The 15,897-nt window shown below is 37.3% G+C and carries 12 protein-coding genes, 9 tRNA genes and 2 pseudogenes; 18 read left to right on the forward strand and 5 right to left on the reverse strand.

The annotated features are described in order from the left end of the window. Window positions 1-16: 16 nt before the first annotated feature. From ACUXEY_RS24790 to ACUXEY_RS24845, 12 genes are all read left to right on the forward strand, one after another. Window positions 17-92, forward strand: a tRNA-Asp gene (locus ACUXEY_RS24790). 12 nt (window positions 93-104) lie between these two features. Beyond that, window positions 105-180: transfer RNA gene (locus tag ACUXEY_RS24795), tRNA-Phe, on the forward strand. A gap of 14 nt (window positions 181-194) precedes the next feature. Then, window positions 195-270: transfer RNA gene (locus ACUXEY_RS24800), tRNA-Thr, on the forward strand. Between the two features lie 10 nt (window positions 271-280). Then, window positions 281-356 (forward strand) — tRNA-Lys (locus tag ACUXEY_RS24805). A 13-nt stretch (window positions 357-369) separates the two neighbouring features. Further along, window positions 370-440, forward strand: a tRNA-Gly gene (locus tag ACUXEY_RS24810). A 9-nt stretch (window positions 441-449) separates the two neighbouring features. Then, window positions 450-526 (forward strand) — tRNA-Ile (locus ACUXEY_RS24815). Window positions 527-533: 7 nt separating this feature from the next. Beyond that, a tRNA-Asn gene (locus ACUXEY_RS24820) sits at window positions 534-608 on the forward strand. Between the two features lie 6 nt (window positions 609-614). Continuing rightward, window positions 615-705 (forward strand) — tRNA-Ser (locus ACUXEY_RS24825). Between the two features lie 6 nt (window positions 706-711). After that, window positions 712-783 (forward strand) — tRNA-Glu (locus ACUXEY_RS24830). A 265-nt stretch (window positions 784-1,048) separates the two neighbouring features. Further along, entirely contained in the window at window positions 1,049-1,579 is a 531-nt protein-coding gene (locus ACUXEY_RS24835; protein WP_461301813.1) for a sigma-70 family RNA polymerase sigma factor, read from the forward strand. Beyond that, entirely contained in the window at window positions 1,572-2,600 is a 1,029-nt protein-coding gene (locus tag ACUXEY_RS24840) for a DUF4179 domain-containing protein (protein ID WP_461301814.1), read from the forward strand. Before ACUXEY_RS24835 ends, ACUXEY_RS24840 begins: the two co-directional genes overlap by 8 nt. A gap of 536 nt (window positions 2,601-3,136) precedes the next feature. Then, window positions 3,137-4,081: an L-lactate dehydrogenase gene (locus tag ACUXEY_RS24845; protein WP_061679982.1), complete on the forward strand. Its 945-nt coding sequence runs from the start codon at window positions 3,137-3,139 to the stop codon at window positions 4,079-4,081. A gap of 173 nt (window positions 4,082-4,254) precedes the next feature. Here ACUXEY_RS24845 and ACUXEY_RS24850 read toward each other — a convergent pair. Both ACUXEY_RS24850 and ACUXEY_RS24855 read right to left on the reverse strand, forming a co-directional pair. Then, window positions 4,255-4,608, reverse strand: a pseudogene (locus ACUXEY_RS24850) (dockerin type I domain-containing protein); the annotation flags it as partial. After that, window positions 4,599-4,721: pseudogene (locus tag ACUXEY_RS24855) on the reverse strand (TasA family protein); the annotation flags it as partial. The pseudogenes ACUXEY_RS24855 and ACUXEY_RS24850, both read right to left, overlap by 10 nt. Window positions 4,722-5,191: 470 nt before the next feature. On the opposite strand from ACUXEY_RS24855, the gene glgB reads away from it, so the two are divergent. The 6 genes from glgB (at window position 5,192) to ACUXEY_RS24885 (ending at window position 13,851) form a co-directional block, all read left to right on the forward strand. Next, window positions 5,192-7,129: a 1,4-alpha-glucan branching protein GlgB gene (glgB, locus tag ACUXEY_RS24860; RefSeq protein ID WP_461301815.1), complete on the forward strand. Its 1,938-nt coding sequence runs from the start codon at window positions 5,192-5,194 to the stop codon at window positions 7,127-7,129. Continuing rightward, entirely contained in the window at window positions 7,077-8,207 is a 1,131-nt protein-coding gene (gene glgC / locus ACUXEY_RS24865; protein WP_166703489.1) for a glucose-1-phosphate adenylyltransferase, read from the forward strand. The genes glgB and glgC overlap by 53 nt, the downstream gene beginning before the upstream one ends. Before the next feature lie 18 nt (window positions 8,208-8,225). Further along, window positions 8,226-9,260 carry a glucose-1-phosphate adenylyltransferase subunit GlgD gene (gene glgD / locus ACUXEY_RS24870; protein WP_166703488.1) on the forward strand — a complete coding sequence of 345 codons (1,035 nt, stop codon included), beginning with the start codon at window positions 8,226-8,228 and terminating at the stop codon, window positions 9,258-9,260. A gap of 112 nt (window positions 9,261-9,372) precedes the next feature. Next, window positions 9,373-10,803 (forward strand): glycogen synthase GlgA, encoded by a 1,431-nt coding sequence (gene glgA, locus ACUXEY_RS24875; RefSeq protein WP_461301816.1) that lies wholly within the window; start codon window positions 9,373-9,375, stop codon window positions 10,801-10,803. Between the two features lie 18 nt (window positions 10,804-10,821). After that, on the forward strand, window positions 10,822-13,230 hold the full coding sequence (gene glgP, locus ACUXEY_RS24880; RefSeq protein ID WP_429602670.1) for a glycogen phosphorylase: 2,409 nt from the start codon (window positions 10,822-10,824) through the stop codon (window positions 13,228-13,230). Between the two features lie 57 nt (window positions 13,231-13,287). Beyond that, window positions 13,288-13,851: a GNAT family N-acetyltransferase gene (locus tag ACUXEY_RS24885; RefSeq protein WP_461301817.1), complete on the forward strand. Its 564-nt coding sequence runs from the start codon at window positions 13,288-13,290 to the stop codon at window positions 13,849-13,851. A 29-nt stretch (window positions 13,852-13,880) separates the two neighbouring features. Here ACUXEY_RS24885 and ACUXEY_RS24890 read toward each other — a convergent pair whose 3' ends face one another. From ACUXEY_RS24890 to ACUXEY_RS24900, 3 genes are all read right to left on the reverse strand, one after another. Beyond that, the gene (locus ACUXEY_RS24890) at window positions 13,881-14,015 is read right to left on the reverse strand and encodes a hypothetical protein (RefSeq protein WP_000911073.1); all 135 of its coding nucleotides are present in this window, start codon (window positions 14,013-14,015) and stop codon (window positions 13,881-13,883) included. A 76-nt stretch (window positions 14,016-14,091) separates the two neighbouring features. Beyond that, complete coding sequence (locus ACUXEY_RS24895; RefSeq protein ID WP_429602668.1) at window positions 14,092-14,814, reverse strand: lipase family protein; 723 nt, start codon at window positions 14,812-14,814, stop codon at window positions 14,092-14,094. Between the two features lie 172 nt (window positions 14,815-14,986). Beyond that, window positions 14,987-15,769, reverse strand: coding sequence for a TIGR00266 family protein (locus ACUXEY_RS24900; protein WP_166703483.1), 783 nt, complete (start codon window positions 15,767-15,769; stop codon window positions 14,987-14,989). Between the last annotated feature and the right edge of the window lie 128 nt (window positions 15,770-15,897).

Here is a 15,897-nt window from a genome sequence, read left to right on the forward strand (position 1 = left end):
GTCCCCGCAACCAAATGGTCCCGTGGTGTAGTGGTTAACATGCCTGCCTGTCACGCAGGAGATCGCCGGTTCGACCCCGGTCGGGACCGCCATTTTTACATAAAGGCTCGGTAGCTCAGTCGGTAGAGCAGAGGACTGAAAATCCTCGTGTCGGCGGTTCGATTCCGTCCCGAGCCACCATTTTGAAATTACGAGCCGACTTAGCTCAATTGGTAGAGCAACTGACTTGTAATCAGTAGGTTGGGGGTTCAAGTCCTCTAGTCGGCACCACTTTCAAAATGAGCCATTAGCTCAGTTGGTAGAGCATCTGACTTTTAATCAGAGGGTCGAAGGTTCGAGTCCTTCATGGCTCACCATTTACAATTTAATGCGGGTGTAGTTTAGTGGTAAAACAAGAGCCTTCCAAGCTCTGGTCGAGAGTTCGATTCTCTTCACCCGCTTTCAATTATGGGCCTATAGCTCAGCTGGTTAGAGCGCACGCCTGATAAGCGTGAGGTCGATGGTTCGAGTCCATTTAGGCCCACCATAATTGTTCCGCAGTAGCTCAGTGGTAGAGCTATCGGCTGTTAACCGATCGGTCGTAGGTTCGAGTCCTACCTGCGGAGCCATATTATAGAGAAGTACCCAAGTGGCTCAAGGGGCTCCCCTGCTAAGGGAGTAGATCGCTAACGCGGTGCGAGGGTTCGAATCCCTTCTTCTCTGCCAGTAACTGGCCCGTTGGTCAAGTGGTTAAGACACCGCCCTTTCACGGCGGTAACACGGGTTCGAATCCCGTACGGGTCATACTAAAAGAGATAGCATAATCTGCTATCTCTTTTTTGTTGTGTAAAAGTGGACTTTAGATAGTCTGCTTTTTTTATGGGTTTCTTGTATACTTTTTCTATTTGAATCGTCTAACTAATATTTCTATCTGGATTTCTGGTGTCTTTTTTTTATGCTGAGTATTAATCATTGCAATAAATTGTAGAAGATTTATGTATATGCACTTATTTTTGCAACCTTTTTATTCTCTCATTCGACTATATTAGTAAAGGGAGGAAGAAATAAAATGGACATATCCTATCTAGTAAAACAAGCAACAAGAGGAAATGATCAAGCATTTGAACAACTCATTACTCTTGTTCGTCCGAAATTATATCGAACAGCCTATTCTTATGTAAGAAATGAACAAGATGCACTGGATATATACCAAGAAACAATTTATGAAGCGTATCTTTCATTGAAAAAATTAAAAAAGCCCGAGAAATTTCAAAGTTGGATTACCAAAATTCTTGTTTTTAAATCCATTGATTTTGTAAGAAAATCCTCTAGACAATTTGTTGTGGATGATGAAATATTCGCCAATTTATGTACAGAAGAGAGCATGAATAAATTAGAACAATCATTGGATTTAACCGAGGCATTTAATTTCTTAGATCCTACTTACAAAACTATTATTTTATTAAGGTATTATCACGATTTATCTATTAAGGAAATTGCTGAGGTTCTTAATTCTCCAGAAGGAACGGTAAAATCTCAATTACATCGAGCAAAGCAAGCTTTACGCCCCATTTTAACGGAGGGATATAGTTATGAATAAAGAAGAATTTAATCACCATATCAATGATATTCCTATACCAGAAAACAGGTTAATTCAAAGAGAAAAAACAGCCATTCTTCAAGCTAAGAAAAATCAATACCGTAGAACAAAAACAATCAAGTATTCTAGTCTTGTTGCTTGTGGAATATGTGTTTCTCTCTTAGGTTTTGGATTCATTTCTCCTACTATGGCAAAGACATTATCGAGTGTTCCAGTTATAGGCCCCATTTATGCGCAATTTAATGATATTGCTTCTGATAAAATTGAAAAGGATGAGCTTGCTACATCAATTGAAAGACAAGATAACCATAGTGGTTTAACGATGAATGTGAAAGAAGCTGTTTACGATGGTGGACGTTTAGTGATTACAGTTGAATACAAAGGAGAAAATACTATTTCAAATACCAATGAAGAGAAAGCTGGACTTAGTTATGTAACCATTAATGGGAAAGAAGTCAGATCTGCAATTGGTTCTACTTCACAGAAATCAAAAGCAGGAAACACCATTATCGAGCAGCATGAATTTACTCTGGCTAATTACGGTGAATTTGGTGATAAAATTGATGTTTCCGTCCATGGGGAAGATTTATTTGGAAAAACAGGAACATGGAACGTAGCATTTCCTCTCACAAAAGTTGAAGGTGAGATTCGTAAATTTACTCCTAATATAAAAACATTAACGAAAGATAATCTGTATGCATTAACCGTAGATCAAGTAACCTTTTCTTCACTTTCAACGAGGATTGATTTGACCTTTGATTATCCAAAAGAAATGGAAGTTAATGATAGCTGGCCAGCACTTGATTATACTGTTACTGATGATAAAGGAAAAATCTACGAAGGAGTCAGCTTGCAAGTTGGTAGTACGGGACTATATGGACACCATATTGTTTTAGCTCTTCCGCCGATGGATAATCCTCCAAAATCCTTAACAATTGAGCCCGTGTATCTTAGTGGTCTAAATGATACATTAAAAAATGGAGGTGCTGAAGATTTGAAAACGACTGTATTGCTACAATAATTGAAGAGCTTGGCTAGGTTTCCATGTCTATTGAATGTTAATAAGTGATAGTATGTTAACTTGACGTGTATGGAAAAAATATCACTATCCAGCTAAGATAAATTTGTATCCATATAATCAAAAAACGCTATTCTTTTGTAGAAATATACAGAAAGGATGGCGTTTTTTATGCTGTTATTATTGTCGAGTTTTGTCGGTAAGTCGATAAATTTCAAAAATCGCTGATATATTTGAAGTTACAGTCGATATATTCTAAAAATCGCCGATATAATTTCACTTACCGACAAAAACCATAGAAAAACCCTTTCACAATCTAAAGAAAACGCCTCCATTGAAATGGATTCCACACCTATTCTAATAACTTTACACTCTATGTGAAAAAGTTCACAATTAGGTCATAATTTGTGAAGTAATTCACAATAATACGTGCTACAATATGAATGTAAAGAAGTTAAACAACATTAAATTAGTATTTTAATTAATTACTTAAACAATCATAAAAAAATATATGTGAACAATAGAGAGGGGAAATTAACATGAAAAAAGGTATCAATCGTGTAGTATTAGTAGGAACAGGAGCTGTAGGTTGTAGTTACGCTTACTCAATGATCAACCAAGGTGTAGCTGAAGAATTCGTACTAGTAGATGTTAATGAAGCAAAAGCAGAAGGAGAAGCAATGGACTTAAGCCATGCGGTACCATTCTCTCCAGCAGCAACAAAAGTTTGGAGCGGTAGCTATGCAGATTGTAAAGATGCAGATTTAGTAGTTATCACTGCTGGATTACCACAAAAGCCAGGTGAAACTCGTTTAGACTTAGTTGAGAAAAATACAAAGATCTTTAAACAAATCGTTCGCGGTATTATGGATAGCGGATTCGATGGAATCTTCTTAATCGCAACTAACCCAGTTGATATTTTAACTTACGTAACTTGGAAAGAATCTGGTTTACCAAAAGAGCGCGTAATCGGTTCTGGTACTACTTTAGACTCTGCTCGTTTCCGTTACATGTTAGGTGACTACTTAGATGTAGATCCACGTAACGTTCATGCCTACATCGTTGGTGAGCACGGTGACACTGAACTTCCAGTATGGAGCCACGCTACTGTAGGTGTACAAAAACTAGAAACAATTTTAGCTAACAACGAGCAGTACAAACAAGAAGACTTAGATAAAATCTTTGAAAATGTACGTGATGCAGCCTACCATATCATTGAACGTAAAGGTGCAACTTACTACGGAATCGGTATGTCACTACTTCGTGTAACTAAAGCAATCTTAAGCAACGAGAACAGCGTATTAACTGTATCTGCATACCTTGAAGGTCAATATGGTGAGAAAGATGCTTACGTAGGTGTTCCAGCTGTTATTAACCGCCAAGGTGTACGTGAAATCGTAGAACTTGAGTTAAATGAAGAAGAAAAAGTGAAATTCGCTCATTCTGTAAAAGTATTAAAAGAAACAATGGCACCAGTACTATAATAATTGCTAAATAATTCAGAGGCGGGAAACTGCTTCCTACCTCTGAGTTTTTATATAATTTAATATAAATTCCTTTTCCGGTTTCCCTTGTATATCCCCAATATACCCCTTTTGCTGGATAAGGGTCGTTTATAGAAAAGAGCACTCTATTTTATATAGAGTGCTCTTTATGATTATTTTTTAGGCGTTAATCCTAATTTCTTTAAAATATCTGCAAGTGTACCGCTGTTTGATTTTTCAACAGGTGTTTGTGATTTAGATGCATCAGGACCTTTCTTCAAGAAGTTCTTTTCAACGAAGCGAATATCTTTTTCGTCGACAATGCCATCTTTGTTAAGGTCACCGTCTTTTACAGATAGTCCCTTTTTACCGTAATTGCTAGCGATAATTTCAGCATCTTTTATATCAATTACTTTATCGCCATTTACATCACCTGCAAGGTTTTCATCAAGGCGTGCATAATAATATTGGCCAAGTAGCTTACCGTCTTTTTCAGTACTTAAACTCGTTGTTGGACAGCTTGAAATGAGTTACTAGATGTTTCAGAATCACTAAAATAGGCGAATACACCGCCGAATGTAAGGGATAAGCCGAGCGTTGCTGTGACAACTCCCATTCCAACCTTTTGTTTTAATGATATAAGAAAGCCCCCTAATTTAATTTTTTATCAAACTTTCGCCCGGAGTATGGATAGAGTAAACATAGTGTTTCAGTATGAATTATATTTGCGAAGGTTTACTGTTCTTTATTGAGAACAAGTGTATGCTTATGAATTTTCCATTTCAATAAAATTGTGACGAAAAATGTTGAGAAACATTTTTTTATGACAGATTATTTTGTTACGATTTTAAGTGATACATAACGTGTAAAATAGGATAAACCTAATGAAATAAAGGTTGAGAAATAAATAATAGGATGAAAGACTAATAGAAAATGAAGCGTTTTCAATGAATATTCGTCAAAATTCGATATTTTATATGGTTAATGTGAACATTTTAAGCGAAATTAAAGAAAAATACGTATATTTTTAAAAAAATAACAAGGATATTTCAGTTTTTCGCAGAATTGATAAAGTATAAAAAATTCTGTCATCTTAGTGAGGTGAGCATATTGAGTGTAATAAATTGTGAAGAAGTGAAACGAGATGAGTTTCATACAGAAAAGTACTATGACAGTTATAACATCTTTGGTGCACATGTTGTGACGGAAGATGAGATGCGAGGTGTACGATTTACAGTATGGGCTCCTCATGCGAAAGCAATGAGTGTTGTTGGAGATTTTAATGAATGGGATTATGAGCAACATAAGATGCTACAAGTGACAGAAGAAGGAATCTGGTCCTTGTTTATACCGCATATTGAAGAAAGGGAAATATACAAATATGCGATTGAAACGATGGCTGGTGACGTCATTTTTAAGGCGGATCCGTATGCTGTGTATGCAGAAGTAAGACCGAATACGGCATCTGTAGTTTTTGATATAAAGGGATACGAATGGAATGATAAAAACTGGAGTCGTAAGAAAAAGAAAAAATCAGTTTATAAAGAAGCGATGACAGTTTATGAATTACATTTCGGTTCTTGGAAAAAGAAAGAAGATGGAACACTGTATTCTTACAGGGAAATGGCAGAAGAACTCATTCCTTATGTGGTAGAACATCAATTTACACATATTGAAATTATGCCGCTTGTTGAGCATCCATATGATCGTTCTTGGGGATACCAAGGGACGGGATATTATGCAGCAACGAGTAGATTCGGCACGCCACATGATTTGATGCATTTTGTCGATGAATGTCATAAATATGGAATCGGTGTCATTTTAGATTGGGTGCCGGGGCATTTTTGTAAAGATGCTCACGGTTTATATTTGTTTGATGGGACACCGACTTATGAATATAAAGATAAAGATGTGCAAGAAAATCCGGTATGGGGAACTGTCAATTTTGATTTAGGAAAGAGGGAAGTACGTAATTTCTTAATTTCAAATGCGTTATTTTGGATGAGATATTTCCACATTGATGGTTTCAGAGTGGATGCAGTTGCAAACATGCTGTACTGGAATAAAGAAGGACAGGAGCAAAGTAATGAGCACGCTGTTTCATTTTTACGAGAGTTAAATGAAGCGGTGTTCGCAGAAGATGAAGATTTTCTTATGACAGCAGAAGACTCAACAGCTTGGCCACTTGTAACAGCTCCAACGTATGAAGGTGGGCTTGGATTCAATTACAAATGGAATATGGGCTGGATGAATGATGTGCTGAAATATATGGAGTGTGCGCCTGAGTACAGGAAGTATATTCATGAGAAAATGACGTTCTCTTTAGTATATGCTTACTCTGAAAACTTCATATTACCGCTTTCTCATGATGAAGTCGTTCATGGGAAAAAGTCGTTATTAAATAAAATGCCAGGAGAGTACTGGGATAAGTTCGCTCAACTTCGTTTATTATATGGATATTTCTTTACTCACCCAGGAAAGAAATTACTTTTCATGGGAGGAGAATTCGGGCAGTTTGATGAGTGGAAAGACCTTGAAGATTTAGATTGGAATTTACATGATTTTGAAATGCATCGTTATATGCATGATTACTTTAAAGAGCTCATAGCATTGTATAAGCGCTCCAAACCACTTTGGCAGCTTGATCATTCGCCTGAAGGATTTCAGTGGATAGATGCTAATAATCATGAGCAAAGTATTTTCTCGTTTATTCGCCAAGGGGATAAACAAGAAGATACGTTAGTTGTCGTATGTAATTTTACGAAAGCTACATATGAAAACTATAAAGTAGGTGTACCAGATTTCGAGTCTTATAACGAGATTTTAAATAGTGATGCTGAGCAATATGGCGGATCAGGGCAAGTAAATAAGAAACGCCTTAAGGCGATTCAAGAACCGTATCATAATCAACCAGCACATGTAGAAATTACAATTCCACCATTTGGCGTATCCATATTACGACCAGTGAAGACGAGAAAGGGGAGCAAAAAACAAGATGGCTCAAAAACAAAAGTGCGTAGCAATGTTACTAGCAGGGGGAAAAGGTAGTCGATTAAGTGCATTAACAAAAAATTTAGCCAAGCCAGCTGTTCCATTTGGTGGTAAATATCGCATTATTGATTTTACGCTAAGTAACTGCGCGAATTCTGGTATTGAAACGGTTGGGATTTTAACGCAATATCAACCACTAGAACTTCATAATTATATCGGAATTGGCAATGCGTGGGATTTAGACCGAGTAAGCGGTGGAGTCACAGTATTACCTCCTTATGCGGAGTCTTCAGGTGTGAAGTGGTACACAGGTACGGCAAGTGCCATTTATCAAAACTTAAACTATTTAAGTCAATATGAACCAGAGTATGTTCTCATTTTATCAGGCGATCATATTTATAAAATGGATTACAGTAAAATGCTAGATTACCATATTGAGAAAGAAGCGGACGTTTCGATTTCTGTTATTCAAGTGCCTTGGGATGAGGCGAGTCGTTTCGGCATTATGAATACGAACGAAGAGATGGAGATTGTTGAATTTGAGGAGAAACCGCAATTTCCAAGAAGCAATCTTGCATCAATGGGAATTTATATTTTTAACTGGGCAATTTTGAAAGAGTATTTAGAAATGGATGCAAGAAACCCTGAATCTAGTAATGATTTCGGAAAAGATGTACTTCCGCTTTTATTAGATGAAGGGAAGAAGCTAATGGCGTATCCATTTGAAGGATATTGGAAAGATGTTGGTACAGTGAAGAGCTTATGGGAAGCGAATATGGATTTACTGCGCGATGAAACATCACTGAATTTAAACGACCGTGACTGGCGTATTTATTCTGTTAATCCAAACGAACCACCTCAATATATTGCTGAAAAGGCAAAAGTAGAAGAATCACTTATTAACGAAGGATGCGTCATTGAAGGGGACGTGAAGCATTCTGTCTTATTCCAAGGGGTGACGGTGGAAGAAGGTAGTATGGTTATTGATTCTGTCGTTATGCCAGGAGCGAAGATTGGAAAAAATGTTGTAATTGAAAGAGCGATTGTTGGATCGGAAATGGTTATTGAAGATGGAACAATTATTCGTCCAGAAAAGAATGTTGACGATGTAGTACTCATTGCTGAAGGGAAATAGAAAAGGGGGATGAAATGAATGGGAGAAAAAATGTTAGGAATTATTAATGCAACGGGAAGTTTTCCTTCCTTAAAGAAAGTAACAGGGCATCGTTCACTAGCGGCGTTACCGTTTGGGGGCCGTTATCGACTCATTGATTTCATGCTTTCAAATATGGTGAATTCTAATATTCATAGTGTGGCAGTTTTTACAAGCCATAAAAACCGTTCACTAATGGACCACGTTGGTTCAGGCAAACAGTGGGATTTAGATAGAAAACGAGACGGACTGTTTTTATTCCCCCCAAATTGCCAATGTGATCAAGATGAATTTGGATCTTTTGCGCATTTTAGAAGACATATTGATTATTTTCTAAGAAGCAGAGAAGAGTACGTCGTTATTACGAATAGCCATCTCGTAACAGCATTAAACTTCCAGGCGGTGTTAGAGCGACATATACATACGGCAGCTGATATTACTGAAGTTTGCCATGAAGGGGTTTCGCTTCAAACATACGTGTTAAAGAAACAATTACTGTTAGATTTATTCGAGTCATATAAAGATGTGGAGCAATATAGCTTATTTGATGTAGTGAGAGAAAAGCGCGGAAAATCACTGCATATTGCTACGTATGAGCATACAGGATATGTAGCGATTATTGATTCGATTGAAAGTTACTATAAACATAGCTTAGAAATTTTGCAACCTGCTATTTGGAAGCAATTATTTAAGAAAGAAGCACCGATCTTTACGAAAGTAAAAGATGAACCACCAACTCGCTACTTAAAGGGTGCAGCTGTGAAAAATACGATGATTGCAAACGGCAGTATTATCGAAGGTGAAGTAGAAAATAGTGTTGTCTCCCGTTCTGTTAAAATTGGGAAAGGTTCAATTGTTCGTAATAGCATTATTATGCAAAAGAGCCAAATTGGAGATAACTGTATAATAGACGGTGTTATTATTGATAAAGATGTGAAAATTGGTGATGGTGTTGTGCTAAAAGGAAATGCCGATGAGCCATACGTTATTGAAAAAGGAAGCGTTCAAAACAGTACGATTAATAGTTATTCCTAAAAGAATCAGTGGGGGTTTTCCTCCACTGATTAAAGTTTTAATTCAAATGAAAACTCGAAGGGAGGAAGCTGCAAGGGAAGTAGTATAAGCTTTTCGTGCAGTGGGACAACAAGTGAATATTTTATTTGCAGTATCAGAATGTGTACCATTTGTTAAATCGGGAGGCTTAGCTGATGTAGCAGGTGCGCTCCCAAAAGAGCTAAAAAAATTAGGTGTGGACGTTCGCATTATACTCCCGAATTATAGTCTTATTCCGCAAAAATTAAGGGATGGATGTACGTTACATAAAGTAATTAACGTCCCACTTGGGTGGAGAAATCAATATTGCGGAATTTTAAAAGGTGAGCAAGACGGGATTACGTATTACTTAATAGATAATGAGTATTATTTTAAGAGGGATTCTCTGTATGGTCATTATGATGATGGAGAGCGTTTTTCTTATTTTTCGAAAGCAGTTTTAGAGTGTATTCCTCATCTTGATTTCGAAGTGGATGTTCTTCATAGCCACGATTGGCATACAGCTATGGTTAATTTCTTACTACGTGAAAAGTATCAAGATAACCCATTATATGAGCATATTAAAACGGTATATACAATTCATAACTTGCAGTTCCAAGGTGTATTTCCTCCTGAAGTGATGTACGACTTGTTAGAACTTGGTGATGAATATTTCCATAGTGAGCAGTTAGAGTTTTATGGAAATGTGAACTTTATGAAGGGTGGAATTATCGCTTCTGATCAAATTACAGCGGTTAGCCCGACATACAAAGAAGAAATTCAATATGAGTTTTTCGGTGAGAAGCTAGATGGATTGTTACGAAAATATAATGATAAGCTTAGCGGCATCGTAAATGGAATTGATACGAGCGTATATAATCCAGAAACGGATTCGTATATTACTGCTCAGTACGATGCGGATTCATTATATGAAAAGAATGAAAATAAACGCGCCTTGCAGCGTTATTTTGGTTTGCCAGAAAAAGAAGATACACCAATTATTTCAATGGTAACGAGATTAACGAAGCAAAAAGGTCTTGATTTAGTACGTACTGTATTCCGAGAAATAATGGAGGAAGATGTACAATGTATTATTTTAGGGTCAGGTGATTCGGAATATGAGCAATTTTTTGAGTGGATGGCATACGAGTATCCTGAGAAGGTAAAAGTATATATCGGCTTTAATGAAGAATTAGCTCATCAAGTATATGCGGGAAGTGATTTATTCTTAATGCCATCACTATTTGAACCGTGTGGACTTGGACAACTTATCGCATTAGCGTACGGTACAATTCCGATTGTAAGAGAGACAGGCGGATTAAATGATACTGTACAATCTTATGAAGAAGAAACTGGAGAAGGAAATGGTTTCAGTTTCACGAACTTTAATGCACATGACATGTTGTACACGGTTCTTCGTGCAATTGAATTTTATCATGATAAACCGGTATGGGAGCAGCTTGTAAAACAAGCGATGACGGAAGATTACAGCTGGGAGAAGTCAGCTCTTGCTTATAAGAAATTGTATAAAAGTCTCATGGAATAACATGTAGGTGGTGAAGAAATGTTTACTCATGTTGAAAGTTTCAAATCAGCTTTTCTAGAAAAGTTAGAGACGATGTATGGTAAAAGTTTCAAAGATTCTACAACTCGTGATCAATACAATACGCTTGGGTACATGGTACGTGAGTATATGAATAGTCAATGGATTGCAACGAATGAAAGCTATCGGTCTGGAGAGCGAAAGCAAATGTATTACTTATCCATTGAGTTTTTACTTGGGCGTTTGCTTGGAAGTAACATATTAAATTTAGGCATCAGGGATGTATGTGAGCAAGGACTTTCTGAGCTTGGGATTTCGTTGCAAGAATTAGAAGAGGTGGAAGCAGATGCAGGTCTTGGAAATGGTGGACTTGGACGATTAGCAGCCTGTTTCCTTGATTCACTTGCATCTTTAAACTTACCAGGTCATGGGTGTGGCATTCGATACAAACACGGCTTATTTGATCAAAAGATTGTTGATGGTTATCAAGTTGAATTTCCAGAACAGTGGCTTCTTCATGAAAACGTATGGGAAGTAAGAAGACATGATCAAGCTGTGGAAGTAAGTTATTTCGGCAATGTTGAACCACTATACATTGATGGACGTTTAGAGTTTAGGCATACGAATGCAGAAGTGATTATGGCAGTACCGTATGATGTTCCAGTAGTAGGTTATGAGACGAGTACTGTAAATACACTTAGACTTTGGAATGCGGAACCAGTTCCTTTCCCGCAAAATTGCAAAGATATTTTGAAATATAAGCGTGAAACAGAGGCGGTATCGGAGTTTTTATATCCAGATGATACGCATGATGAGGGGAAAATACTTCGTTTGAAACAACAGTATTTCCTCGTATCAGCAAGTTTGCAAAATATCGTTCGTATGCATAGAGAAAGATATGGTGACCTTCGTCAATTACATGAGAAAATTGCGATTCATATTAATGATACACATCCAGTTTTGGCGATTCCAGAACTGATGCGTATTTTATTAGATGAAGAAAAACTAGCATGGGAAGAAGCTTGGCACATAACGACGCAAACGATTTCTTATACGAATCATACGACGTTATCAGAAGCACTTGAGAAGTGGCCAATTCACATTTTTAAACCGTTATTACCGAGAATTTATATGATTATTGAAGAGATTAATGAACGTTTCTGTCATGAACTTTGGGAACGTTATCCGTATGAATGGCATCGTATTGAAGAGATGGCGATTATTGCGCATGATCTTGTGAAAATGGCTCATTTAGCAATTGTCGGTAGCCATAGCGTAAACGGTGTTGCAAAAATTCATACGGAAATTTTAAAGCAACGTGAAATGCGATTGTTTTATGAGTTTTATCCAGATAAGTTTAATAATAAAACGAATGGAATCGCTCATAGACGCTGGTTAATGAAGGCGAATCCACAGCTGACAAACCTTATTTCAGAGGCGATTGGAACAGAGTGGAAGAAAGAACCGATTAAGCTTCAAGAGCTACAATTAGTTCAATACGATGCGAGTTTCCAAGAGAAGTTTGCAGAGGTAAAACAAGAGCGTAAAGAGATTTTAGCGGAGCGTATTCATAATAAAATGGGGATCACAATCGATCCTAATTCTATTTTTGATGTACAAGTAAAAAGACTGCATGCTTACAAGCGACAATTATTAAATGTTCTTCATATTTTATATTTGTATAACCGTTTGAAAGAGGATGCTAGTTTTACATTTTATCCGCGTACTTTTATTTTTGGAGCGAAAGCATCACCTGGCTATTACTATGCGAAAAAAATTATTAAATTAATTAATGAACTCGCAAGAAAAGTGAATAATGATCCGTACGTAAGCCAATATATGAAAGTTATCTTTCTAGAAAACTATCGAGTGTCTTTAGCGGAAGATATATTCCCTGCGGCCGATGTAAGTGAACAAATTTCAACTGCGAGTAAAGAAGCATCAGGAACAGGTAATATGAAATTTATGATGAATGGTGCGATCACACTCGGCACGTTAGACGGAGCTAATATTGAAATAAAAGACAGGGTCGGTGATGATAACTGTTTCATTTTCGGTTTAACAGCCGATGAGGTTCTTCATTACTATCAAAATGGTGGATATCGTGCAAGTGATTATTATCACCACAATATGCATATTAAAAAAGTAGTAGATCAGTTAACGAATGGTTTCTTTGCACATTCGGGAGCTGAATTTGAAGCGATTTACGATTCTCTCGTTATTCAAAATGATGAATATTTCGTTCTGCGAGATTTTGGTCCATATGCGGAAAGGCAAGAAGCTGTTGGTAGGGCTTATGAGAACCGAACGAAGTGGCTAGAAATGTCAATTTTAAATATTGCACAATCTGGTCATTTTGCGAGCGATCGAACGATTTTACAGTATAGTAATGAGATTTGGGGTATTGGTAATGCGGTTACACAGTATTAAGTGAAAGTCCCTTTTGAAGGGGCTTTTCTTTATGAAGTTGAAGTGGGGGAATGATGTATGGGAGATATGTGTGAGGAACTTAATTTAAAAACAGATAGATTACTATTAACGAAGATACAGTATTCACATGTAGATGATTTGTTTGAAGTGTATTCGAATCCAGAAGCAGCCATATATGTACCTAGGGACGTACATAAAACGAAAGAGGAAACGCATAGTTTACTAGAAAATATGCTTGCAACGATACAGGAAGGTAAAGCTATTATCTGGTCTATTGTGCTGAAGGATACTCAAAAAGTGATTGGGACGTGTGGAATATGGCTCATGCCGCATAATAGTGCATCGATCGGAGCTGTAATTAGCCCAGCGTATTGGGGGAAAGGACTTATTGTTGAAGCTTTCGAAGAACTCATTGAAATAGGCTTTCAGGAGCTGAATATAAACCGTATGGAAGGAAGATGTGATGCGGAGAATATAGCTTCTGAACGTGTGATGCAAAAGTTGAAAATGGTATATGAAGGTACATTGAGACAAAGTGTAAAAGTGAATAAAACGTATAGAGATGCGAAAGTGTATTCACTTTTAAAAGAAGAATATAATCACTTAAAAAACCGAGCTTAATCTCATTAAGCTCGGTTTTCTTTTTTTGCTTAAGAAAGAAATGGGATAGCGGTATATATAATACCTGTTCCACCATATTCTCCTGTCGCAAAGTATGAAAATGTAAAGAAACCTGTAAACGTAAAAATTACAATGAGAAAAAGTGCAAAGATAAATTTTAGCATGTAAGGTCCCCTCATCCAAAAATAACTTCATATATTATTATAGTATAAGGATATAAGGTTTCCAATCATTACCTGGTTAAAAATGAGAAGTCAGACATGTTTTGTATGTTGTCATGGCATGATTATTTGTAATAGATTTTGTGTTTTTTGTAAATGTCATGTTGTGATGAACGTGTGCATATTCCCAGTCTTGGTCATTAAAATGGACATTGCGCGGAGGGAGAAGAGGAACAACATCAAATAAATTAACGAAGCGAAAGCTACTCGCTACTTGTAGTTTATAGTAATTCCGAAAGGCGATATCTCCTACTTTTGGAGAGGCAAATGTGTAAAGACCGTACTGCGCAAATGCGGTGTTGATACGCGCATCGAGTATATGTAGTGTAGCGAGTGCACCGCCTAAGCTATGACCTGTTGCAAGAAGTTTTTTATGGGCTGGTAATGATACAAGCATATCCATAATAGAATCTCGGCAAGACTCATAAATGGAAAGAAAGCCGTTATGGACATTTCCGCTATTTAAAGCATATGGGTATGGTTTTTGGTTAACGAGTGAGTCGATAATCCAGTCTGTATCTGTTTGTGTCCCGCGAAAAGCTACAATAATGGTATCCTCAGATTCTAGTATGAATCCGAACCATTCTGTCGTTTGAATGGTTTTTCCTTGAAAGCCTTGTACATATTGAAAACCATCTGGTATTTCAAAAATCCCATTTTGTTTATATTGTTCATACGTTAACTCACAACAAGTAGCTAACAGTATGGCAGTATCTTTATCGAAGGATAAAGGAGTACGCATTCAGGAAGCCCTCCTTACGAAAAGGTATAGTTCAATATATGCAGTGAGGAACTTGATTCATTCTTTTGGAGTAGGGGAATAATTTGTATGCTTATTTAAATCAGTGGATGAAACTATATCGACTTATGGGCGAATCATGCAAAAATAAAACAGCGCCCCATAAGGGCACTGTTTACTCTTTTCCATCTAATAAACGACCAAGTCCACCTAAAACGCTACCTTCACCGCTGCTTTGAGCTGCTGGGCTTGTTAGGCGAGCTGCTAAGCGGCTAAGTGTTAAGGACTGAATCCAAACTGTTCCAGGTCCTTCTAACGTTGCGAAGAATAAACCTTCGCCGCCAAATAGAGCTGTTTTCACTTTTCCAACGAACTCGACATCGTAGTTAACATCTCTTGTCATAGCAACGAGACAACCTGTATCGATGCGAAGTTTTTCGCCAGGTTTTAGTTCACGCTTATATACAGTTCCGCCTGCATGCATGAAAGCAAGTCCATCACCTTCGAGTTTCTGCATGATGAAACCTTCACCGCCGAAGAAACCAGTTCCGATTTTTTTCGTAAACTCGATTCCGATAGAAACGCCTTTTGCTGCACAAAGAAATGCATCTTTTTGACAAACTACTTTTCCTTGATATTCTGTTAAATCTACAGGAACAATTTTACCTGGATAAGGGGCAGCAAATGATACGTGGCGCTTGCCGTGACCTGTATTTGTAAATACAGTCATAAACATGCTTTCACCTGTAACGAGACGCTTACCAGCGCCCATTAATTTTCCGAATAAACCTCCAGATGGGCCAGAACCATCACCGAAGATTGTTTCCATTTCTATGTAATCTTCCATCATCATCATTGCGCCAGCTTCTGCAATCACGCTTTCTTCTGGATCTAACTCAATTTCAACAAACTGCATATCATCGCCGTATAACTTATACTCGATTTCGTGTGCTCTCATTTTTTTCACCTCGTATGTAATAGATACTTATATTGTACAGAATTTAACAGGATTAGAATACTTTAGTTTTGTTAATTTTTTAATAAAGTGGGAGCATCGAAACTGATTATCAGCTCCCACCAATTGAG

The sequence above is a fragment of the Bacillus sp. F9_6S_D1_P_5 genome (assembly GCF_054823925.1).